Raw genomic sequence first — 22477 nt, 5'->3', positions numbered from 1 at the left:
AGCTAAGCGTGCTTTACGCAACTTGGACATTTTCTTTTAAGCATTCTTCTATATGCATTTGTTGTCTTATGAAAGTAGCTTGTTGCCTTTTGTCCCATATTGCTTTCGATTAGCCAGCTAAATTTATTAACAAGAGGATAGAGTTTGGCTAGGTGAGTGATCACTTCATCACCTTTTAGAATCTTACTATCACTTGTTATATAGTGGACTACTTCTTGGCACTCTTCTTTGTTGAGTTGAGGGTGTACTTGATAGAGTTTATCATCGTTAACACTGACAAAGTTAACTGATTTTGCGTCTTCTAAGCGAGCAAGGGAGTCCTTGAACCTAACACATAGTGGGCATTCATCATCGAAAATGAGAAGTGGTAATTTGTAATTTTCTTCCATGAAAACAACCTTTTATTTATTGTGCTCCTAATTTCTTAGTTGCTGAGTAACGATATCTTCTTGATATGATCTCAAAAATATTACTAGATTTATCTTTAGTGATACCTGCATTTTTTTGTGCTCTTTGAGAGAAATCTAATATCTCTGCACTTGTATTAGCATTGTCTTTCACTTTCTTCTTAAGTAGGTGAGCATATGGATTAGTCGCAGTCTTCTTTTTCTTCTTTTTATTATCGAGACCGCTTCCGCCTCTAAAGTAAAGGCCATTATCTTTTGGTTTATAAGAAGCAGTATACTTGCCTACTTTTCCTCTTAGTCCCGAAGCTCGAGATTTAAGTTTTGCCTCTGCTGACTTACTTTCGTTAGTTTCTGGTGTTGCTGACATCGCATTTGCTACTGCTCCGTCAAAACCAAGTTGTCTAAGTCCTTCAGCAATCTTCGGGTCTTTTTTCTTGTAGCTATCTGGAAGAGTAACCTTGCTAAGTCCATCTTTAAGCTTGTCATTAGCGATAGCAAAGATCTTTCCAGCAGTAGCATTAAAGTTGTTTGAACTATCTCCTGGAGTCGAAATACCATTTGTCATTTTGTAGAAATCATCAAGACTAGTTCCTAGGCCACCTGGAATGTGCATTCCATTGATCTTTGCAGAAATTCTAGAATCGAGACATGTATTTGTTTGGCGACAAGTACAGTTCAGGTCTTCTTTTACATTATTATCAACACAAGTAACTTGCCAGTTATTATTTTGAGCAGTTCTTTGTCTAATTTGCGGATAACAGTACTTAACGTCATTCATTGTCTCTGGTTGACTACAGTAACAGTCACGATCTGAAACAGGGTTACACTTTCCTTTACCACTTAGTTTATTAGCTACATTATTTAATTTATCAGCAGCATCGCCGTGCATTTTGTGTTCCCACATATAGTAACTAGTCATAAGTGTCGAAGCTCCAAGCTTAACCCAGTTACTCCAACCACTTGTGAATCCACCCATTGTGGCCATTGAGGTAACATAGCATACTGTCGTCGCTCCCCATCCTTTTCTTTGAATATCAACAGACTTTTGACGATCGCGGTGAGAGCGTGCCTGTTTATAAAGGGCCTGGCTTTGAGCATTCTCAACATCTGGCTCTGTTGCTAGTGCAAACTCATCACTCTTTTGTTGAGTAACTCGTGCAATAACTTCAGCCCCCATAGGAATATATTGGCAGTAATCAGTACCTTCTTCTTCTCTCGCTTTGTCATGTTCTGATTGTGCAGCTTTTACATCATCTGGTGATGCTTTGGAGTCGGCCATTGCTTCGGCCTTGCCATTTTCGTTGAATGAAATTCCTTTTTCTTTATATTTAGAGGCAACATCCTTCTTTGTGACAACATCTATTTCGTTAAACTTTCCGCCACCACCAGCTTGTGACATGGCCGGCATAATAATCGAGTAGGCTTGACCAACGGCCTTAAACATTGATGGTGACATTCCCATGAATTTCTCACCATCAGTTGCATCGCCACCCTTTCTTATATTTTCACACTCTTGAGAGCTACCACATTCTTCGGCCCACTTCTCGTCGGCTTCTCTTTGCTGATAGCCTGCATGAGTGTAATTATCCATTGTATACTTTTCTCTGTCCGTGACATTCCCAGCTGCTACATCAGCTTCAGATGGCGCTTCGTAATTAGAATCTTGTCCATATGACGTAAATGAACACGTTACTAATAATAGCACCACGAGAGTTGTGAATATTTTTGATTTTGGCCTCAACATTAGCTAACCCCAATTATTTAGATTCTTTATGATTTTAACACGCTGTGGTGATAGTCGGGAGGTCTGTAATATATGCCTCATGAAAAAATATGTGAAATCAGTAGGTTACGTGCTTGCCTTAGTTGGGAATGTGAGAAAAGTGATGCACATTATTTGGGGCATCTTCGATTGAGCTTTGGTTGCCAAAAATACCTGAAATTGCTAGATTAAAGGCATAACCTAATTAGTGAGAAATATCATGGCCAATACATCAAAAGATACTACAACTGACAAAAAACCACGTGAAGCTGAGCTATCTCACTCTATGGTTCACTACCTTTTAGCAATTCATAAGCTAAAAGAAGAAAAAGGTTATGCTCGAGTTACTGATATTGCCAAAGATTTAGGTTTAACAAAGGGTTCTGTTTCTACAGCTCTTAATAATCTTAAAAAACGTAATCTTGTAAAAGAAGAAGATGATACAAAGTTTCTTCTTTTAACAGATAACGGACACGATGAAGTTCACAAGACTTTAACTTCTCGTACACTTCTTTATTATTTCCTTAAAGACTTTGTTGGTGTTTCAGAAGAGATTGCAGAAAAAGATTCATGCATGATCGAACACCTTTTAAGTGAGGAAACTAGTACAAAATTCTTTGAATTCATGAAGACACTTTCTTGCTCATGTGACGATCTTGCAAAAAGTGGTAAACTTCCTAAAGGGTTTAATTTTCAGACAACTTTAAGTCTTTGTGACTACAAGACGGCTGAAGAATTCATGGAAGGTCAAAAGGGTGATACGTACTTACAAGAAGAAAAAGACGCATAAATTCTTTGTTCTTTTAGTTCTTTTTATTTTAGAACTATCTTCAGCATCCGCCACTGAATACTGCTTTAACAGAAGTCGACCAATTCATACGATTCGTATGGATCTTATGAAATATGTGATTGATGGTGAAAAGATAAAAATTGATTCTCATAAGAATTGCTTAAATCTTGAAGTTAAATCTTACCGTCAGGAATTATTTCGTAAGCTTGTGAATAAGTATTTTCCTAAGCAGCTAGAGAAAAGCTCTTTATCCCTATACACCCAAGATATGTGCAAATTTCGATTGAAAGAGGTCACAAAACTTAAGGATAAAGTTAATGAGCAAATTTCTGATATTATCAGTTCCGAAGGGAATCGCTTTGAAATTGATTTTGGTGGTGAGCACTATTACGCTACTTGTTCAAAAAAAGGTAGTGTGTACCTTCTTGATCTAAGAAGTAAATCTAATAAAGATCAACTAACTTCACTTACTTTTAATTTGGGTAAATGGGTTGATTTAACTTCACTTACAAAGCTTGAGAATAAAGAATATTCTCTTATGGTGATTGAATAATGAAAAATATTATAACGGCCGTTAAAGAGATAAATGCGGGTCTTTTTGGTCTTTCAACATCTGAGAAGAAAAATATTCTCTTAGTAACATTCACTTTATTTATAGCGTTTTTTTCATATCCAATGATTCGCTCTAGCTCAACAGCTTTATTTATTCAAAGCTATGGAGCAAAGAGTACGCCTTGGATTTGGCTGTCTTCTGTGTTGTTCTTAGGATTTAGTGTCAGTATCATTAATGAACTTCAAAAGCATTTTTCAATAGCAAAAATTTTTAATTCTATTGTGGCAGTCTCACTCGTTCTAATGGGAGGAGCCTTAATTGTTCATGGTAGTGGCCATCATATTGGAAGTGGTGTTTTCGCTGTTTGGAAAGAAGTCTATATTATTCTTGTCGTTCATTTATCACTTGGTTATTTAAATTCTGTCATTGACGTCAAAGTTGCCAAACTTGTCTATGGGCCACTTGGTGCTCTCGGCTCCTTAGGGGGAATTTTAGGAGGGCTACTTACTACTAAACTTATGAAGGGCGTGGGGGTTTACTATGCGGCTTCAAGTGGTTTATTAGTTTTGTCTTTAGTTATTGTTATATTTAGTCTTACACAAAAACAATATTTAGCACTTAAAGAAAAGTCTCCAATAACATCACTTGCCGATAAGAAGCTCTATGTGTTCTTCATTTGTGGACTAATTATTCTTTCTCAAGTGGTAATTAATCTTGCAAATTATAAGTTCAATCTAGGTCTAGAGATATTTAAGGATGCTAACGAAAAAGGTGCATATCTTGGAAATATATATTCATCGATTAATGCGATATCCTTAATTGTCCAAATCGTTATTATTCCAATCGCTTTTAAATACTTTAAAGTTTCTACTGTACATATTTTCATACCATTTGTTTATCTTGTATTAATCTTACTTGATCGATTGGAGTACTTGGGTTTACTGGGGACAGCAATATTATTTGTAGGCTTTAAAGGACTTGATTATTCAATCTTTTCGGCCGCCAAGGAGATGCTTTACTTCCCTTTGAGTAAAGAACAAAAGTACGGGGCCAAGTATATCGTGGATATGGTTGTGTATCGTGCGTCAAAAATGGGTATTTCAGCTCTACTCTTAGTGTTTACGAGTTTGGCTTTTACCCAAAATATGCTAATAATATCAGTGTTACTTTGGCTAGTTCTAGCGGCCTTTATGGCCATTAAGTTTCGTTCAGAGTAATGTCTTTAATAAAATTCATTTAGGAGTTTATATGTCTAATCCATTATTAGAAAAATTCACAAATCCACATGGTGCAAGACCATTTGATACAATCAAGAATGAGCATTACATGCCGGCAATTCGTGAAGCAATTAAAATGCACAAAGAAGAAATCGAAGCGATTAAAAGCTTTGATGGAGAACTTACATTTGCAAATATCATTGAGCCGTATGCAAATTCAGGGAGTGCAATTGAAGATATTTCAATGATCTTCTTTAACCTAAAGTCTGCAAACACAGATGATGAGATGAATGAAATTGCAAAAGAATTCTCTCCTCTTTTAACAGCTCACGGAAATGACGTTAATCTTGACGCTGATCTATTCGCAAAAGTAAAAGTTGTTTTCGATAACAAAGAAAATGAAGACTTAAATGCTGAGCAAATGACACTTCTTTCAAAGATTTATAAGGGCTTCGTTAGAAACGGTGCTTTATTAAGTGAAGAAGATAAGAACAAAGTTAGAAAGATCGATGAAGAACTTTCAAAATTAGGACTTGAGTTCTCAGATAACCTTTTAAAAGAAACTAATAAGTTTGAAATGATACTTGATAATAAAGAAGATCTTGCTGGTCTTCCTGAAGGACTTATTGAAGCTGCTGCGATGACAGCAACTGAAAAAGGTCATGAGGGTAAATGGGTATTTACTCTTGATTACCCAAGCTTTGGTCCCTTCATTACTTACTCACAAAATCGTGAGCTACGTAAGAAAATGACAATCGCTTCTGGTACAAAATGTGCCAAGGGTGACGAGCTTGATAACCAAGAAAATGTAAAAAGAATTGCACAGCTTCGTTATGAAAGAGCTGGAATTCTTGGATATAAAAGCCACGCCGATTATATTCTTGAAGAACGTATGGCCATGAGTGCACAAAACGTTTTTGATCTTCTAAATCAGCTTAAAGATAAAGCAATGCCTGCAGCGATTGAGCATATGGATGAAATTAAAGCTTATGCAAAAGAACAAGATGGTATCGAAGATTTCGCTTCTTGGGACTATATGTACTATTACGAGAAGCTTAAGAAAGAAAGATATAGTATTGATGATGAAATGCTTAAGCCATACTTTAAATTAGAAAATGTTTTAAATGGTGTTTTTGAAGTTGCAACAAAACTTTATGGACTTAACTTTAAAGAAGTTTCTAATATTCCAAAGTATCACCAAGATGTAATGACTTATGAAATCACTGATCGTGATGGAAACTTCATTTCTCTATTTTATGGTGACTACTTCCCACGTGCTTCAAAGCGTGGTGGAGCATGGATGACAGCCTTTAGAGAACAATATGTTCAAAATGGAGAAGATGTACGTCCACATATTGCAAACGTATGTAACTTTACAAAGCCAACAACAACGAAGCCATCACTTCTAACATTTAATGAAGTAACAACTCTATTCCACGAATTTGGTCACGCACTTCACGGTATTCTAACTAAGTGTCAGTACCGTATGCTTTCTGGTCCAAACGTATTCTGGGACTTCGTTGAGCTTCCATCTCAAATTATGGAAAACTGGGCATTTGAAAAAGAATGTCTTGATCTATTTGCTAAGCACTATGAAACTGGAGAGTTAATTCCAGCAGAATTAGTACAAAAACTAAAAGATAGTTCAAACTTTGGAGAAGGACGTCACACTGTTCGTCAATTAAGTCTTGGACTACTTGATATGGCATGGCACTCAGGTGATCCATCAACGATTACAAGTGTTGAGGAATTTGAAAAACTTGCAACTCAAGATGTTGATCTTCTTCCAAGAGTACCAGGTGTGATGACTTCAACATCATTTGGGCACATCTTTGCTGGTGGATATTCTGCAGGTTACTACTCGTACAAATGGGCAGAAGTTCTTGATGCAGATGCGTTTGAATTATTCCTTGAAGAAGGGATCTTTAACACAACGATTGCTGATCGCTTTAGAGAAAATATCCTAGAAAAAGGTGGTTCAGAGCACCCAATGGATCTTTATAAGAGATTCCGTGGACGTGAGCCAGAGGTTGATGCACTACTTAGACGTGGTGGTCTTATCTAGCCCTTAACGAATAAAGCAAAGGCTCCTTTTTAGGAGCCTTTTTTATTTTCGAAAATTTCTTTAGCATGATACCAAGTATAGTAATCCTTCGCATTCTTAAGCTCTAAGAGGTGAGGAATCAATTGATCTGAATAGTCAATTGAACTCTCTTTAGGTAAGGCCGAAGGAAGGTTATCAATTGCAATAATATTACACTCGTGATCAATTGAACTTTCTATACGGTGAAGTGGTTTATCCCAAGTTGTATGGACATTATAAACTGGGATTGGATTTAGATCACTATTTGGATCACAACTAACATCACAAATAAGTGAAAGCTTCTCATTCCTCTCCATAATCGCTTTATCAAGAAAAGGAGCAATCTTCTTTGTCATAAGAACTGTGTTGATGAAAATATCAGCGTTAATGATTTCATCGAATGGTCCACCTACTTTAGTTTCTTCTACGTCCCAATTAATTGACTCTAGTTCAAGATCTGAAAGTAGCTCTCTTGCTCCGCTTCCACAACGCCCTTGGGCGCCAATAATAAAAGTACAAGGGTTGCGCTTACCCTGTCTTTTATTGTTAATAATTTTAAGCCACTCTTCTTTAGAGGAATAGTGCTTTAAGGGTGCTGGTGAGTCTGAAAAAAAGTTTTCAACACTAAGTGCTGCTCCTACATATCCGGCCCAGTAACCGAAGGCCGCAACACGTCTATTGTCTTCATTAAGCAAGAATTCAAGATCAAATAATGTTCCACCGCCTTTACTGTAGCGATCAAAAACTTGCTCAGCTCCATGCTGACCTTTATAGATATGGGCAAAGTAGATATGATTGTGCTTTAGTGGAAACTCATCCGTTTCTTTCAATTCTTTTAAACCTAGAATAAAGACGTCATCGCTTATTGGAGCATCTGTTATCCATGCGTGACTTTCTTTAATTTCACAACCTAGCTTTTCATATTCTTCTATTGGAAAGATTCTATCCTGTGATTTCTCAACGATAACTTTATAGCCGGCATCGATCAGCTTTTTTGCATTTTCTGGTGTTAGAGGAGTTCTTTTTTCAAATGCTTTATCCTCATCTCTTAACCATATTGTTGTCATACTATATAACCTTGTCTTTAAATTAGATTTGATCTTGTATTGATGTATCCCTATCGACAGTTTCGTTATTTAAGTTAAATAGTGCTTTCATATCAGAAAATAGCATTCGAGGAAAAATGAGAGCACAGAAAGCGATACAAACGACGATTAAAATCTCTTCAGTTGCAAATTGATTTCCAATAAATGTTAGGATAATCCCTCCTAAAATATTTGGAACAACAAAACCTAAATCTAGTAAGGCAAAAATTCTTGCAAGATATTTTGTTTCTACTTTTAATGAAACATAATTTAGTTGATTTGTAATACGTACAAAGACAACAAATCCCCAAACAAAGAAAATTGCCAGTGTTGCTGTATATGAAGCAGCATATAACCAAAGCGCCATGAGAAGTGGTTCAATGTATAGGGCCGCAATAATTATCTTTCCAACTGGTTTCTCTTTTAGAATAGTCGAGCTTGCCCATCCCCCAAATAGTCCGCCTAGACCAAAGAGAGCAAGCCCTATCCCATAGTCTTGTTTCGTAGCTCCAAGTGTTTCTGTTAGGTAAGGTAGTATTAGTGGAAACATAAAACCAAGAACAAGTCCTTCGATGATGACATTTGAAATGACAGCAAAAAGTTCCTTTTGCGTTCTGGCATATTTAATTCCATTTTTTATTTCAGACAGAAAGTTTTCACTATTTCCTTCCTGTCTTGGAGGGTTATAGGTAAGGCTCATAATAAAATAAATACCAACAATATATGTTAGGAAATCTAGAGCAATAACTTCCTTGATTCCACCAAAGGCCGTAAACATAGTGGCACCAAGAAATGGGCCAATCATGTGAAGTACTGCAAAGGCAGAACCGAATAGGGCATTCGCTCGATTCATGTCTTTTTGAGGGACAATGTCGTTAACCATAGCTTGTCTTGTTGGATTATACATTCCAGTGAAGAGAGCAATGAGGCCATCGCAAAGGATGACAACTTCTGGAGTCTTAGCGAAGATGATCGTAAAAATTATTGGAATTCTAATGTAGTTTGTGAAAAGGAGAACATTCTTTCGATTGTATTTTTCTCCAATAACACCACCAATTAAATTTCCGATTGTTAAAAAGAAGAGAAATACTGCTCGAGCTGCACCAAGATAACTTTTGTTATGATTTGATAACTCAAATACTAAAAGCATTAGTGCAGTCTCTGACACAAACGAGCCTAGCTCGGATGTTAGTCCTGCAATATAAAGCCTTCTAAAATTTTGATAGCGTAAAACCTTAGGAAGCTTGAACATAATTAGGATCTTTTAGCTAAAAATTCTTCAACAGATGTTTCAAATTCAGAAACAATTCGATCAACAATTTCTTTAACAGTTTCAATCTTTGTAATGAATTCAATTGAAGGTCCGGCAACCCAAACTGTTTTGTATGTGGCACCAAAAGCCGCATTTTCAACAGCTTTCATTCCTTTGTAACCAGTAAGCATTTTCGCATACTTTTTAAGCTTCTTATTTTTGCTCATGGCCTTTTCAATAACATTTTGTTCAGTTCCAATCTTTTGCACGTAAGGAGTGTTGATAACTGTACAAGGCGTCCCTGAAATTTTATTGGACATGACAATATCTTTAGCACCATATTGAACGACTGCTTCTTTATAAGCATCAGATACGATTGATTCTTTCGTCGCAATGAATGGAGAACCGATTGAAACACCTTCGCATCCTAGGGCCATAATACTAAAGAGGCCCGATCCTGTTGCAATACCTCCAGCTGAAATAACTGGTATATTTAAGTTCTTTTTAAGTAGTGGAACGAGAATACTTGCTGGTGTTGGTCCCGCGTGTCCCCCGGCACCAGAGTTTACTGCAATTACTGCATCAGCTCCTTGGTCTTGAACTTTTTGTGCATATTTAAGATCAACGACATCACAAATTATCTTAGTTCCTTTTGGACGACACTTTTCGATAACCTCTTTTGGATTTCCAAGTGATGTGATAATGAAGTCTGGAGCATACTGCGCGCAAAGCTCAATTTGCTTGTGCATATGGATGTTTGACTGATTTACAATGATATTGATTCCAAAAGGACCTTCACATCTTTCTTTTAATTCTTTTAGTCCTTCTTCAAACTCTTCTGGAGTACGCCAGTTAAGAGCAGGGATACAACCCATAATACCTGCCTTAGAAGCCTCAACCAGCATATCGATACTAGTTACAAGGAACATTGGGGCCATAATAATTGGGTATTTGATATTAAAAGTTTCTGTTAGCCATGTTTTCATCATATGCAATCCATTTTTCTGTATATATTTTTATAGCTCAATTATAATGCATTTTTTTGTATTTAACACCTAAGATTACTTGCACAATTTCTTCCCTCAACGTACTCTTAGAGAATGAGCTCACAAGAAATAAATAAGCTACCTGACTTCTCAGCAATTCGAGAAAACATAGAAACAGAACGTAAAACAATTATTAAGGTCAATAATTTTTCCGATGACGATAGTTATGTAAGGGCCAGTGAAGATGCACTCGTCGTTCTTGGCTTTTTAGAGTCAACGTTAACAAAATTATGGACTATTTTTGATGAGAATCCATCTTTAGTTTATTTCTTTAACAAAGACTTCACTAATTTTAATTTATTAATCAAGCAAGATAATATCCTCGATCTTATTTTTATTGACGACTGTATGATTCCTGAGAATGAAGCAATCTTTTTTGGTCAAGATGGTGGACTCTCGCAAAATATTCTTTCACTTCATGAAAAGACATTTTATGAGTGGGGACAGAAAGTATTAAATCATCACGAGGCAACGCAAACTTTCATTCGCTCAGATATTGATTTAACAAAACACAAAATCAGTGAGCTTAAGTGTCAGTGTATTAAATGTGTTAATGATTTTAGAGCACTATTACGAGACTCAGTTTATGAAAGCTGTGTTGAGTTGATTGAATCAACTAAAGAACAAATTAAAGAAGAGATTGATAATGGAATCCATGTTGTTTCAGATCTAGTCTTTAATCTACAAAAAACACTAGATAAGAATTTCTATAAACTAAGAAATACAATCAAAAGATCTTCTCTAAATCGTTTAGAGAATCAGGTTAAACAATACTTTAAATCGGAATTTGCTTATCCGTCAGAGCTCGCTTCATTACATCGTCGAAATGTAAGCATGCTATTCGATCAATACCTAGAAGCCAATGAGCTTAGTACTGATCTTATTACTAATGCGGAATATGATAAATTTTATCGTTCTCTTTCAACTCACTACTGGAGAAATGAAAGATATCTAGAACGAGAATTTAAGAAATTTGTTAAATCAATTATCATTTTAAAAAAGAAAGACGTTTCTTCGACAATTCTTCAAGAGTATCTTGGGGAATTCTGGGTTCACTCTTCAGCAAGACAGATGAAGAGAAAGATTGTCTATCATATGGGGCCGACTAACTCGGGGAAAACTTATCACGCAATTGAAAAGCTATCGACAGTTCCTAAAGGTTGCTATCTAGCACCTCTTAGACTTCTAGCTGCAGAACTTTACGATACACTTAATGCAAAAGGTGCTGTAACAACACTTCTTACTGGTGAAGAGGTTATTGAGAGAGAGGGTGCGACACATTACTCTTCGACAATTGAAATGGCACGATTACAAGAGGTTTTCGATTGTTGTGTAATTGATGAAATTCAAATGATCACTGATCCTTCACGTGGTTGGGCATGGACAAGAGCACTTGTTAATATTATGGCCGATGAGGTACACCTTTGTGGTGATGCTTCAGCACTTGATCTTGTAAAAGTGATTGTTGATCTATGTGGTGATGAACTAATCATCAATGAATATACTCGTATGACTGAGTTATCAGTAGAAAGACATCCAATTGTTTTAGCTGATATGCAAAAAAATGACGCTCTTATTGTATTTTCTAGAAAGAATGCTCTAAGACATAAAAGAGATCTTGAACGCTTAGGTTATAAGGTTTCGATTGTTTATGGAAGGCTTTCTCCAGAAGTTCGTCGTGAACAAGCACGTAAGTTTGATCAAGGTGAAACTGATGTAATCGTGTCAACTGATGCAATTGCAATGGGAATGAACCTTCCAATTAAAAGGGTAGTGTTCTCAACACTTTCTAAGTTCTTTGATGGTCACCAACATGATATTTCGATTAGTGAGATTAAACAAATTGGTGGACGAGCAGGACGTTTTCAAAGGTTCCCACGCGGAACAGTTACTTGTCTGAGGAAAGTAGAAGATGGAATTGAGTCAATCAATGAAGCCTTGAGTGCGACTCTTGAACAAAGTGATCAGTGTATGGTTGGACCTGACCTTGATATCTTTAATCAGGTTAATAAGGCCCTAATCGATAATAACTTACCAAAGCTTAAGCTTTCGGAATTTCTTCGTCTGTTTAACACGATGACTTTCCAGGCTCCTTTCTACTGCGTAGATATGAAGGAGATGATTGAGCTTGCTGAAATGGTAGAAGACGCTGATTCGAATGGAATACTTACGGATGCTGAAATCTTCGGATTTGCTTGTGCTCCAGTAAACCTTGGGTTAATGGATCATGTTCAATTCTACAACTGGATTCTTCATAAGTACGTTAATATGGAAGGAATTCCATGTGAGCCAATTGAATATGGCTCTAATGATATTGATTATCTAGAGACATCAATCAAGTGTGTTGAGCTTTATCAATGGTTATCAAGGCACTTCAACAATAAGAACTTCGTTTATTCAGAAGTTGAACTTCTTAATAATAAGCAACTTGCAATCGACCAACTAAATGAACTTCTTTCACAAAAGATTATTGCTAGATGTTCTTCTTGTAGTGTTAAGTTACCTGAAGACTCACGCTTTCCAATTTGTGAAGAATGCTTTGAGAAACGCAAGACTAACCGTCGCAAACCAGGTGGTGGGCGATTCAAAGGTAAACCTGGCAGTAAGCAAGGAGCTTCTAAGGGGTCTACAGGAAGAAATTTCAAAGGAAATGGGCGTCCTGGACAGAGTCGAAAAAGAAATGTAAGTCGTAAGAGAAAAAATACTAGTCCTAAACGTTAGAGTTTAATGAATACTTACGAATACGCAAAGTTATTGCTAGAATCTCCATTTCTTGAAGATAAGTTAACAACTTCTGATGTTGTTACGGATCTCAATTATTTTAAAACTAAAGATGGTATAAAAGATCTTCATCCATCTAGAGAGGGGAAGATCTCATTTTCTGCTGAGCAGATTAAGTTTCCAAAAAGAGGAAGCTTTCACTTGGATGAAAAGAAGGCCATGGCGTTGCACTTCTTTGCTAATCATGAACTATTGGCCATTGAAATGATGGCGACAGCACTAATGTACATCCCTATCGAAGATAAATCTCAATATAAAAGAATTGCTTCAGGCTTACTTCAAACAATTGATGACGAAATTAAACATTTCAATCTCTATCGCAAGAGAATGAATGACTTTGGTATCGACTTTGGCGATCTACCCGTAAATGACTTCTTTTGGCGACAGATGCAAAAGATTACAAGCTTTGAAGAATACTTTGCGGTAATGGCCCTGACATTTGAAGCGGCCAATTTAGACTTTGCTAAGTTTTATCGAGATATTTTTCAAGGTGTTGATGATAAGAAATCAGCAGCTATTCTTAATGTAGTTTACGAAGATGAGATTTCACATGTTGGTTTTGGAGTTCATTGGCTAAACAAATGGCGTGATCAAAGTAATCTTTGGGAATTTTACGTCCAGTCTCTTCCTGATCTTTTATCTCCAGCCCGAGCTAAAGGAATGATCTTTGATAGAGAAGGGCGTGTGAGAACAGGAATGGATAATGACTTCATTTCTCGTATTGAAAATTTTAAAGACGAATTCATTGTAACAAACCGCAAGGAATGGAAGTGAAATATCGTGTTAATCTCGACTTTGATGCTGCTCTCGCTGCCAATAATCCTAATCTAAAAAATGATAAATACCTAAGTGAATTAGAATATATTTTTTTTCTCGTTAATGATTCCGGTGAAAATATTTTATGTACAAAACTGGCCTATTCTACTGAATATCTTAGTCATTTATCGACACTAGGATTTATTAGATCGGAAACAACGAATGATCTTAAAGAATACCAAAATTGGTGGGGAGATCTTACTGACTTTGATTTAGCAAAAACTCTAAATTCAAAATGTTGGCTTGCCAGTTGGCATAGGCCTCTTGAGGATATGATCATTAGGTCAAAAGATGATGTGGTTTTAAATGAGATTAAATTTTATCGGCCGGATCAAACATTTTCAGGGATAGGTAATAGGTTAATCCAGAATAAAGAAGATCTTTCGCGTGTAAGTTATCCTGGTGTATTGTCTAAATATGTTGATGTAAAAAAAACTTTTGGCGTTACCTATAATCTAAAAACTAGAGAGTATTACATCGTAGAAAATTTTACGAATTCAAAAGGTCAATTCAAAGGTGGACGTTTAATATCTCTTTCTGATTTAGATGTTAAGTTCAACCTAAATTCAACGATAGACTTAATTCAGTCTAATCTACCAAATTCAGAGATTTCTAAGATCCAATTCGACAATATGATTTATGAAGATGAAGAGGGGACGTTAAAACTTTGCCCCCTTGTTGAATTAAATTATCGTCGCACGATGGGTGAAGTAATATTCAATGTTACTAAAATACTTGGAGAGGGAACTCTTCATTTTGGTGATAAACAGTATTTGAATAAAGATTCACTTATCCTTTCTCCTTCATTCGTAAAAAATATTTGCTACTATAACCGACTTAAGTAGTTGGGCAAGAATGCTAAATAGATAATATTCCTTCGTAGATCTTCAATTATACAGTAAAATGGAAGAGTTCTTTGGTTTAGATTAGGAGTACTTGTGGCCAAGAAGGGATTTTTTGACAAGATGAAAGGTAAGCTTAAAAAGTCGGAGGAAGACGAAGAGCTACTTGAAGAATTTGAAGAAGATGAATTCGAATCTGATGAAGATGAGGATGAGGATGATTCGGATTTTGATGATGCAACATCAACAGATGTTAAAATTCCTGGCGCAAAAGAGTTGGTCGATACTGAATTAGAAGAAGATGAGTATGATTCTGGATCAGATGATGAAGTCGTTATGTCTGAGCCTCAAAATGTTGATGAGGATGAAGAAGATGATGATGACGACGAAGATGACGACGAAGATGACGACGAAGATGAAGATGATGAAGATGATGAAGATAAAGATGATGAAGATGAAGACGACGAGGAATCATTTCTATCCAAAAACTTTCCGTCAATAGCAAAGCTCTTTAAGAAAAAATCTTCTGATGAAGATGAGGAAGAAGATGAGGAAGAAGATCGTGATGACGAAGATGAGGATGAAGATGAAGACGATGAAGAAGAAAAGTCGTTTTTAGAAAAGCAACTTCCATTCCTGGCTAAAATGCTTAAGAAAAAGTCTTCAAAAAAAGATAACGGTGAAGAAGATGATGCCGACGAAGATGACGAAGATGAAGACGAAGACGAGGATGATGAAGATGAAGATGAAAATAAGAAAAAGGACTCTGATAAGAGTAAGTTAATTAAGCTTGTCTTAATTGTTGCAGTTGTTCTCCTTGCCATAGATCAATTTGTTTTAACAGATGAGAGTGACAATGAAGTTCCGGAAGTCCCACCAGTAAAGAGACAGAAAAAGCCTCGTAAGAAGAAGCCAAAGAAGGCTCAAGAGCAAACGACGGAACAGTCTCAACAAGTACAAGAGACTCAAAATGCTCAATCACAACAAGCTGAAACTCAGCCTTCTGTTCAACCAGAGACTCAACCTGAACCAGCGCCTCAACCAGAGCCAGTGCCACAGGTACAGCCTGAGCCGCAAGTTGAAGAACCTGCAGTAGCACCAGTTGAAACAATAACGGAACCTCAAGTTGAGGAAAAAGTTGAAGAGACAGTATTAGATGTGGGAGAGAAGAATACAGAAGTTAATCCTGAGCCCATTGTCGTTCCTCAAACGCAGGTCGATACTACAGGTAGTTTTGGAGAAAAAGATGAAGATGATGTGAAGTCAGATTCTCTTGATAATCAACTTGATAAAATTGTTGATAAGTTGGAAGAGGAAAAGAAAGAGGTTGTTGAAAGACTAGAGTATGTTGAGCCTCCTAAGTATACAGAGTTTGGCCAAGGTCTAGTATATAATTGTAAAGGAAAACACTGGGCATGTGTTGATCGCAAAGCCTATCTTAAGTGTGAAGCTAATATGAAATGGGCACTACAAGAAGGGAAACCTAACGAATGTGCAACCTCTAAGGTTTTAGCATCAGAGTACGACTGTAGAACTTTACAGATGTATTATATTAATACTGTTGCTGAAACGCCAAATTGTAATTAGGCGGCGTCTTTCTTAAAGAGGCCGTCGATGATTGTAAGCGTGAACGTTTTTTCTTGTTTCGCTTCTTCTTTTTTCATCGCTCTTACAAATGCTCGTGCTAACTCTGGGTCAAATTGTGATCCAGAGAATTCTTCAAGCTCAGCATAAGCAACTTCGTAGTCTAGTCCCTTACGATAAACACGCGTTGAAGTCATTGCATCGAAAGTATCTGCAATTAGAATAATTCTAGAGAATAATGGAATATCTTCACCCTTAAGTCCTTCAGGGTATCCTCGTCCATCCCATCTTTCATGGTGATATTTTGCAAATGTAGCGACTTTTTCAAAATGAGTAAATCCTTGGAGGATTTCAAATGATTTTTCTGGATGACTTTTCATCTGAAGAAATTCGTCTTCAGTAAGTCTTGAAGGCTTATTTAAAACCTCATCTGGTACACCAATTTTTCCAATGTCGTGGAAAAGTGCAGAAAGTTCTAAGTCATATAATTCGTCTTCATTAAGTCCGATTTCTTTTCCAAGTGTTAAACTAAAATAAGCAACACGTGTACTATGTCCGTAAGTGTAGTGGTCTTTGCAATCTAGTGCATGAAGAATTGTTCTCGCGGCCATTTCGCAAATCTTCTTTTGCTCAAGCTTAAGTGCTTTATTCTCAGCTTCTAGCCTTTTTGTTGGATCATCAGTTGTACCCCTTGAATTAACAACGGTTTTTTCAGAGATGACTGCGGATTGAGACTTCTTTGTCGCAGTACTTTTACGAGTACTTGCTTTCTTACGCCTCTCTCCCAAATTTACGATTTTACTCTTCTTCATTATAAGACCTAGTGTTACAGTCGGGTTATACCCATATTCTAATAATTCTTCGGGTCATTCTTAAGGAATCTTTAATTTAATCGGCTCATTTATATGATATTGGTCGCTTAATATGCTAAAATGGATTTTCAAGATGCCAAAAAATCGTGTCATCACTATTTAATTTTAAATACTTAGGAAGAGTTATGCGTATTCGTATCGTCGAGTCTAATATCGACAAAATTGCCGTAGATAAGCTCAATAATCTACTAAAATTGCTAGAGCTTTCAGATTTTAATCAAGATGTTTCAGAAGAAAATAACGAATCAGCTGCAAGTCAAGTGGCCTTTACAAAATCACAAAATGATATTGCTAATGATGAGTACTTTATCATTGTTTTTCATGATGGAGATCAGATTGATAAATCAATTCTTGAAAATGAAATGTGTCTAGGTGTTTTCTTTGCTGATAAATCAGTTGAAGAGAACTTACTAAATATGAAGAATGCAATTGAAGGCCTAAAAGCAATGGAGCTTCAAAAAAAGCTGCTTTATAAAATGAATAGCGTCATGGAAGGACTTGTTGGACAAGTTGAAAGCATTAGAGAAATGCATAAGAATATGGCCCCTTTTAGAAGTGAAAAGATTCGAGGAGTTGGGATTACGTCACGTTTTTGTGCGGGAACATCTAATGGTGGTGAATTCTTCGATTTTTTTAAAGTAGGTGGTGATGTTTGGATTATCTCCCTGCACGCTACATCATATATGCTCATTGGGAGTTTCTTAACGATGATTGAAGGATGGAAAGCTGAAGGCAGCCTTACAATGGATAAGATTCTTGGCCAACTTGAAGAGCGTACTGAGGATTTCTCGGAGTTCGGAGAGGCATCTATTCTAGTCGCTAAATTAACACTAGCTGATCTTACTCTCGAGAGTATTAATATTGGTGCCCATGAGATTCTTTCTCAAAATGATATTCTAATTTCATCAAATGAATATAGCTTTCCAAACTCATATGAAGTTAAGAAGCAGAGTGTTCAATTAGAAAAGGGGAAGGGAGTTCTTTTACTATCGCCTGGATATTTCAAGAATAACGACCATATTGTTAATGGCGAAGAGTATATTTCTTTTATTAAGAAAAACTGGTCATCTCCAGTTGAGTTAATTAGTGAATTAACATTTCAAAGTAAAAAGGGATATAATGAAGATGATTTTTTACCAAATGATCAAACCATCCTAATGGTAGAGGTAGATAAAAATGCAATTTCTAAAATCTAGTATCGTTTTCTTTATCACAGCTCAGGCAATTGCCTTTACTGGAACTGAGTGCTTTCAGTCTTCATTTGATGTTTCTGTAAAACACAAATCAGCACCATTTGGTCTTTTGAATAAGACTATAACTATTAGTAAGAAAGAGTGCGAAATTGAGATCGCCCATAATCAATATAAGTATATGAATCGTAATTGGCTTATTGATATTTGTCGCGATCCAATTCACGTTAAGTCGACTTCAAATTCAGTAGATGTCTTTCGTAAAGAAGGTGAGTGTCATGCAACTTCAAACGAATTCTGTGACGAATATAAGACAATTAAAAAAATAATTGAAGATGACGGTCTCATCTTTGCTTCTGGTGCAAAAAATAGTCTTAATGATGATCATGGACGTGTTTTCTGTGCAAAACTTCTAGTAGAAGAATACTTAAATGCTAATACAGTATTTAGTCGCAATGGAAACTATGACTACATAATGATTAGAAAGCCAATTGCTAGAATTCCAGAAGATTTAAAAAGAAAAAGAGCAGAGTTTAAACCTGTAGTAGAAAAAACTGAAGTTAAAGAAGATAATGGCCAAGAGCAACCTACAATTGAATCATCTGGTGACTTTCAAATTGATGAAAGCGCTGGTCCAGGAACTTTTTAAACTGATTTAAATGCTGTTTCTAAATCTGCAATAAGATCGTTAGCATCTTCTATACCGACAGATAATCTAATCAGGTTATCTGTCAGACCAATACTTTCACGAACATTTTTTGGAACAGAAGCATGAGTCATAATAGCTGGATGTTCAATAAGGCTTTCAACTCCACCAAGGCTTTCTGCTAGTGAAAACATTTCAACTTTTTGTAAAAATCTCTTCGACTGCTTGATATCACCTTTTAAAAAGAATGTAATCATTCCGCCAAAGCCTGACATTTGTTTCTTTGCAATTGAGTGTTGTGGGTGAGACTTAAGTCCTGGGTACATGACCTTTTCGACTTTAGGATGGCCCTCAAGATACTTAGCAATTTTCATCGCATTCTTTGCATGAGCTTCCATTCTTATAGCAAGAGTTTTTATACCGCGAAGAACTAGCCATGAGTCAAAAGGGGATTGTGTTGGCCCTAGTGATTTCTGTAGTGTCCACAATTTCTCATAGAGTTTCTTATTGTTAAGCATACAAGCACCTCCGACAACGTCAGAGTGGCCATTTATATATTTAGTTACTGAATGCATAACAATATCAGCACCTAAATCAAGAGGGTTTTGAAAATAAGGACTCATAAAAGTATTATCGACAACTGTTATGGCCTTATGCTTTTTAGCTAACCCAGATACTTTTTTAATATCGGATATTTTTAAGAGTGGATTTGTTGGTGTTTCTACCCACAAGAGCTTTGGTTTGTGTTCTTTTAGTGCAGCTTCAACTTTATTCACATCAGTTGTGTCGACAAAGATAAAATTGTGAATTGAGTTAAAGACTGTTGTAAAGAGACGGTAAGTGCCACCATATACATCATCTCCACATAAAATTGTCGAGCCTGCTGGTAGCGTATGCATAATAAGCATCTCTATTGAGACCCCACTTGACGTGGCCAATGCATACTTTGAATTTTCAAGTGCAGCTAGAGCTTCTTCAAGTCTTGTTCGTGTTGGATTGTGACATCTTGAGTATTCGTAACCTTGGTGCTCACCAGGACTAGATTGAGCATAGGTCGTAGTTTGATAAATAGGTGGAATAACCGCACCTGTTTCTTTATCAGGATATGCCCCGGCGTGAATACACACCGAGGCTTTGGCCGCTTGTTTAAGCTTGGCCTTTTTCATTACTTTGAGCCTTTCTCAGACATATACTGAAGAACGTCGATTTCAGAAAGTACATCTGAAACTTTTCCATTCTTAGTAATGATAGCAACTTCTTTCTTTAAAAGTGCATCTGCTACAGTTTCAAGAAGTTCGTTACAATCAACTACGCGGTAGTTATTAGAGATTGCAAGAGAGATATTGTCGTCTTTTTGGAACTCGCCCATGATAACAGGCTTAATTAGGTTCTTCTCTGTACAAAGACCTAGAATATCTCCACCTTTATTAACTACAGGAAGCTGAGAAATATTCTTTTCTTCCATAAGTGTAATTGCTTCACCAATTGTTGTTGTGTCTTCAACAGTGATGATATTTCCATTTTTTCCAAGAGTGTTAAGTACTTCTGAAATTTGAACGTTAAAAGAAGAATCAAGGTAACCACCATCACTCATCCAATCATCATTATAGATTTTTGAAGCATAACGGTTTCCTGAATCGTGTAGTAGGATAAGAATTTTCTTTGGTTCAGTTTGTTTTGCTGCATACTTTAAAGCACCTTCAATTACGGCACCAGCTGAACCACCAGCATAAATTCCTTCTTCTTTAAGAAGTCTTCTTGTCATAAGAAATGATTCTTTATCGTTAATAACTTCAAAGTCATCAATTAAGTCAAAGTCATAGTTTTCAGGAATAAAGTCTTCACCAACACCCTCAAGAACATATGAGTGTGCTTGACCCATTTCACCAGTCTTGTGGTAACCCGCGATAATTGAACCAACACAGTCAACACCAATGATTTCTACTTTATCCATTTTCTCTTTGAAGTAGCGTCCACAACCAGAAATTGTTCCACCTGTACCTACAGCTGCCATGAATACATCAAAATCACCTTGAGTTTGCTCATACATTTCTGGAGCAGTCCAAGTATAGTGAGTATTTCTGTTATGTAGGTTATCGTATTGATTTACATAAAATGAGTTTGGAATTGTTTCTGAAAGTTTTTTAGAAACAGAGTAGTAAGAACGAGGATCTTCAGGCTCAACATTTGTTGGACATACAACAACTTTTGCACCGAAAGCTCTTAGGTTATCAATTTTCTCTTTTGATTGTTTGTCAGCTAGAACGAAGATACATTTGTAACCGTGAACTGCTGCCCACATCGCAAGTCCAACACCTGTATTTCCAGATGTTCCTTCAATAATTGTTCCACCTGGCTTTAGAACACCTTCTTCAACTGCACGATCAAGCATATAAGCACCGATGCGATCTTTTGTTGACCCACCTGGGTTCATATATTCTAACTTCACGTAGAATTCACAATTTGTATCTTTTCCAATACTATTTAATTTTACGATTGGTGTATTACCAATTGCTTCAACAACGTTTGCCTTAGCACCTTTCATCATACTTCTTTCTCCGTTTTCTTCCAGTTGTCCTGTAGGGCCCTTAGTTGCTCTATCGGGTCAAAAGTCACAAGATCTGGAAACGTAAGAGTTTCGATATTGGACTTCTTCGAAATGGAAGTTTTTATTTCTTCTTGTTTAATTATTGTTTCTTTAAATTCTTGCATCTGTGTCGTTTTAGGCTGCCACGATGCGAGATTGTTATACCATGATTTATTGATAATGAGGTAACGTTCGGTGTTCATTTGAGCTTGAATTGAGTCAAAGATTTGCTTCGTTTCGACCTCTTTCATGTGCTCTGCTGAAGTTACTAAATACCACCTCGAGTGAGCAGGATCATTTAATGTTTTTTCTACACTTAATCCATCGATAAACTTCTCTCGATTACCGTAGAGAATTGAGATCGCCTCAAGGAAGTCGTTGATAAATCCTTGTCCCGTTACACTTTCAAGATAACTAAGGAACTTTTCAATCCCCGTTGAGATAATGCGGTTGAAAAAACGCCCTGGTTTATTTTGATTTGTAATATAATTAAATGCTTCCGCAAATGTCTTATTAAAGAAGCGATTGATCTTCTTTGAGGAATTAAGGAAGTCTAAAAAGTTCTTTCCTGGTGCTGTATCCACTACGATCGCATCATAGATATTGCGATTAATTTGAGACTGAATTTCAAGGACTGCAAGAATCTCATTAAGTCCACCGCGTGAACTCGTTAAGTTTTCTAAAATCTTATTATCAACCTTTGCACCTAAGATCTTTTCAAATGAAGATTTGCAGTCAAGAAGAAGAACGTCGAAAGAGATTTCTTCGTTTTTGAACTCAACTATCTCAGACTGATCTTTGAGATTGAGGAGTTGTCTTAAGCGTTTAGCTGGATCAATAGTAATAAGTAGAACTTTCTTATTCATTGCCGCTAAAGAAAAAGCGCGGGATGCAGAAATCGTTGTTTTTCCAACTCCTCCTGTTCCACAAAAAATCTCAATTTTCTTAAAGTCCTTCACTCGTC

General features: G+C 36.5%; 19 protein-coding genes. 10 read left to right on the top strand and 9 right to left on the bottom strand.

The genetic code is table 11. From position 1 onward, the window contains the following. Nucleotides 1–2: 2 nt before the first annotated feature. Nucleotides 3–389, bottom strand: coding sequence for a thiol-disulfide oxidoreductase DCC family protein (locus ABMA70_RS07480; protein WP_103218847.1), 387 nt, complete (start codon nucleotides 387–389; stop codon nucleotides 3–5). Nucleotides 390–405: 16 nt separating this feature from the next. Then, the gene (locus ABMA70_RS07475; protein WP_103218848.1) at nucleotides 406–2151 is read right to left on the bottom strand and encodes a hypothetical protein; all 1746 of its coding nucleotides are present in this window, start codon (nucleotides 2149–2151) and stop codon (nucleotides 406–408) included. Between the two features lie 238 nt (nucleotides 2152–2389). Here ABMA70_RS07475 and ABMA70_RS07470 point away from each other — a divergent pair, with 238 nt between their 5' ends. From ABMA70_RS07470 to ABMA70_RS07455, 4 genes are read left to right on the top strand one after another with little or no spacing between them, the layout of a single operon-like run. Then, nucleotides 2390–2959 carry a metal-dependent transcriptional regulator gene (locus ABMA70_RS07470; protein WP_103218849.1) on the top strand — a complete coding sequence of 190 codons (570 nt, stop codon included), beginning with the start codon at nucleotides 2390–2392 and terminating at the stop codon, nucleotides 2957–2959. Continuing rightward, nucleotides 2925–3512, top strand: a complete 588-nt coding sequence (locus ABMA70_RS07465; protein ID WP_103218850.1) for a hypothetical protein — start codon at nucleotides 2925–2927, stop codon at nucleotides 3510–3512. The genes ABMA70_RS07470 and ABMA70_RS07465 overlap by 35 nt, the downstream gene beginning before the upstream one ends. After that, a complete protein-coding gene (locus ABMA70_RS07460) occupies nucleotides 3512–4729 on the top strand; it encodes an Npt1/Npt2 family nucleotide transporter (protein ID WP_392990700.1) in 1218 nt (405 codons plus the stop codon). The genes ABMA70_RS07465 and ABMA70_RS07460 overlap by 1 nt, the downstream gene beginning before the upstream one ends. A 31-nt stretch (nucleotides 4730–4760) precedes the next feature. Further along, nucleotides 4761–6794, top strand: a complete 2034-nt coding sequence (locus ABMA70_RS07455) for a M3 family metallopeptidase (RefSeq protein WP_392990702.1) — start codon at nucleotides 4761–4763, stop codon at nucleotides 6792–6794. A 29-nt stretch (nucleotides 6795–6823) separates the two neighbouring features. On the opposite strand, the gene ABMA70_RS07450 is transcribed toward ABMA70_RS07455, so the two are convergent. From ABMA70_RS07450 to ABMA70_RS07440, 3 genes are read right to left on the bottom strand one after another with little or no spacing between them, the layout of a single operon-like run. After that, the gene (locus ABMA70_RS07450; protein WP_103218853.1) at nucleotides 6824–7879 is read right to left on the bottom strand and encodes a saccharopine dehydrogenase; all 1056 of its coding nucleotides are present in this window, start codon (nucleotides 7877–7879) and stop codon (nucleotides 6824–6826) included. Between the two features lie 22 nt (nucleotides 7880–7901). After that, on the bottom strand, nucleotides 7902–9149 hold the full coding sequence (locus ABMA70_RS07445; RefSeq protein WP_103218854.1) for an MFS transporter: 1248 nt from the start codon (nucleotides 9147–9149) through the stop codon (nucleotides 7902–7904). Between the two features lie 2 nt (nucleotides 9150–9151). Continuing rightward, nucleotides 9152–10138, bottom strand: coding sequence for an NAD(P)H-dependent flavin oxidoreductase (locus ABMA70_RS07440; protein ID WP_392990704.1), 987 nt, complete (start codon nucleotides 10136–10138; stop codon nucleotides 9152–9154). A gap of 111 nt (nucleotides 10139–10249) precedes the next feature. Between ABMA70_RS07440 and ABMA70_RS07435 the strand changes: the two genes are divergently transcribed. The 4 genes from ABMA70_RS07435 to ABMA70_RS07420 all read left to right on the top strand — a co-directional run bounded on the left by ABMA70_RS07435 (nucleotide 10250) and on the right by ABMA70_RS07420 (nucleotide 16221). After that, on the top strand, nucleotides 10250–12916 hold the full coding sequence (locus tag ABMA70_RS07435) for a helicase-related protein (protein ID WP_103218855.1): 2667 nt from the start codon (nucleotides 10250–10252) through the stop codon (nucleotides 12914–12916). Between the two features lie 6 nt (nucleotides 12917–12922). Continuing rightward, nucleotides 12923–13750 (top strand): DUF455 family protein, encoded by an 828-nt coding sequence (locus tag ABMA70_RS07430; protein WP_103218856.1) that lies wholly within the window; start codon nucleotides 12923–12925, stop codon nucleotides 13748–13750. After that, nucleotides 13747–14637 (top strand): hypothetical protein, encoded by an 891-nt coding sequence (locus ABMA70_RS07425; RefSeq protein ID WP_392990707.1) that lies wholly within the window; start codon nucleotides 13747–13749, stop codon nucleotides 14635–14637. The genes ABMA70_RS07430 and ABMA70_RS07425 overlap by 4 nt, the downstream gene beginning before the upstream one ends. 93 nt (nucleotides 14638–14730) lie before the next feature. Continuing rightward, nucleotides 14731–16221, top strand: coding sequence for a hypothetical protein (locus ABMA70_RS07420; RefSeq protein WP_392990709.1), 1491 nt, complete (start codon nucleotides 14731–14733; stop codon nucleotides 16219–16221). Here ABMA70_RS07420 and ABMA70_RS07415 read toward each other — a convergent pair. Next, nucleotides 16218–17030, bottom strand: a complete 813-nt coding sequence (locus tag ABMA70_RS07415; RefSeq protein WP_103218858.1) for an HD-GYP domain-containing protein — start codon at nucleotides 17028–17030, stop codon at nucleotides 16218–16220. The two genes, ABMA70_RS07420 and ABMA70_RS07415, sit on opposite strands and share 4 nt — an antisense overlap. A 185-nt stretch (nucleotides 17031–17215) precedes the next feature. On the opposite strand from ABMA70_RS07415, the gene ABMA70_RS07410 reads away from it, so the two are divergent. Together ABMA70_RS07410 and ABMA70_RS07405 are read left to right on the top strand one after the other, a co-directional pair. Next, on the top strand, nucleotides 17216–18286 hold the full coding sequence (locus ABMA70_RS07410; protein WP_103218859.1) for a hypothetical protein: 1071 nt from the start codon (nucleotides 17216–17218) through the stop codon (nucleotides 18284–18286). Then, entirely contained in the window at nucleotides 18267–18929 is a 663-nt protein-coding gene (locus ABMA70_RS07405) for a hypothetical protein (RefSeq protein ID WP_392990711.1), read from the top strand. The genes ABMA70_RS07410 and ABMA70_RS07405 overlap by 20 nt, the downstream gene beginning before the upstream one ends. Here ABMA70_RS07405 and ABMA70_RS07400 read toward each other — a convergent pair. Genes ABMA70_RS07400 through ABMA70_RS07390 form a run of 3 tightly spaced genes read right to left on the bottom strand, consistent with a single transcriptional unit; the run spans nucleotide 18926 to nucleotide 22472 of the window. Beyond that, entirely contained in the window at nucleotides 18926–20092 is a 1167-nt protein-coding gene (locus ABMA70_RS07400) for a trans-sulfuration enzyme family protein (RefSeq protein ID WP_392990713.1), read from the bottom strand. The two genes, ABMA70_RS07405 and ABMA70_RS07400, sit on opposite strands and share 4 nt — an antisense overlap. After that, a complete protein-coding gene (locus ABMA70_RS07395) occupies nucleotides 20092–21474 on the bottom strand; it encodes a pyridoxal-phosphate dependent enzyme (RefSeq protein ID WP_103218862.1) in 1383 nt (460 codons plus the stop codon). Before ABMA70_RS07395 ends, ABMA70_RS07400 begins: the two co-directional genes overlap by 1 nt. Then, a complete protein-coding gene (locus ABMA70_RS07390; RefSeq protein ID WP_392990715.1) occupies nucleotides 21471–22472 on the bottom strand; it encodes an ArsA family ATPase in 1002 nt (333 codons plus the stop codon). The genes ABMA70_RS07395 and ABMA70_RS07390 overlap by 4 nt, the downstream gene beginning before the upstream one ends. Nucleotides 22473–22477: the final 5 nt, after the last annotated feature.

The organism is Halobacteriovorax sp. XZX-3, assembly GCF_043196495.1.
GTDB lineage: Bacteria > Bdellovibrionota > Bacteriovoracia > Bacteriovoracales > Bacteriovoracaceae > Halobacteriovorax_A.
Note: the sequence above shows the minus strand (reverse complement) of the source record. Positions and strands in the feature narration are given on the sequence as shown.

Excerpts from the sequence above, each read along its gene's own strand:
- ABMA70_RS07480 (WP_103218847.1), bottom strand. The coding sequence starts at position 389 with ATGGAAGAAAATTACAAATTACCACTTCTCATTTTCGATGATGAATGC.
- ABMA70_RS07475 (WP_103218848.1), bottom strand. The coding sequence starts at position 2,151 with ATGTTGAGGCCAAAATCAAAAATATTCACAACTCTCGTGGTGCTATTA.
- ABMA70_RS07470 (WP_103218849.1), top strand. The coding sequence starts at position 2,390 with ATGGCCAATACATCAAAAGATACTACAACTGACAAAAAACCACGTGAA.
- ABMA70_RS07460 (WP_392990700.1), top strand. The coding sequence starts at position 3,512 with ATGAAAAATATTATAACGGCCGTTAAAGAGATAAATGCGGGTCTTTTT.
- ABMA70_RS07455 (WP_392990702.1), top strand. The coding sequence starts at position 4,761 with ATGTCTAATCCATTATTAGAAAAATTCACAAATCCACATGGTGCAAGA.
- ABMA70_RS07450 (WP_103218853.1), bottom strand. The coding sequence starts at position 7,879 with ATGACAACAATATGGTTAAGAGATGAGGATAAAGCATTTGAAAAAAGA.
- ABMA70_RS07445 (WP_103218854.1), bottom strand. The coding sequence starts at position 9,149 with ATGTTCAAGCTTCCTAAGGTTTTACGCTATCAAAATTTTAGAAGGCTT.
- ABMA70_RS07440 (WP_392990704.1), bottom strand. The coding sequence starts at position 10,138 with ATGATGAAAACATGGCTAACAGAAACTTTTAATATCAAATACCCAATT.
- ABMA70_RS07435 (WP_103218855.1), top strand. The coding sequence starts at position 10,250 with ATGAGCTCACAAGAAATAAATAAGCTACCTGACTTCTCAGCAATTCGA.
- ABMA70_RS07430 (WP_103218856.1), top strand. The coding sequence starts at position 12,923 with ATGAATACTTACGAATACGCAAAGTTATTGCTAGAATCTCCATTTCTT.
- ABMA70_RS07415 (WP_103218858.1), bottom strand. The coding sequence starts at position 17,030 with ATGAAGAAGAGTAAAATCGTAAATTTGGGAGAGAGGCGTAAGAAAGCA.
- ABMA70_RS07410 (WP_103218859.1), top strand. The coding sequence starts at position 17,216 with ATGCGTATTCGTATCGTCGAGTCTAATATCGACAAAATTGCCGTAGAT.
- ABMA70_RS07405 (WP_392990711.1), top strand. The coding sequence starts at position 18,267 with ATGCAATTTCTAAAATCTAGTATCGTTTTCTTTATCACAGCTCAGGCA.
- ABMA70_RS07400 (WP_392990713.1), bottom strand. The coding sequence starts at position 20,092 with ATGAAAAAGGCCAAGCTTAAACAAGCGGCCAAAGCCTCGGTGTGTATT.
- ABMA70_RS07395 (WP_103218862.1), bottom strand. The coding sequence starts at position 21,474 with ATGATGAAAGGTGCTAAGGCAAACGTTGTTGAAGCAATTGGTAATACA.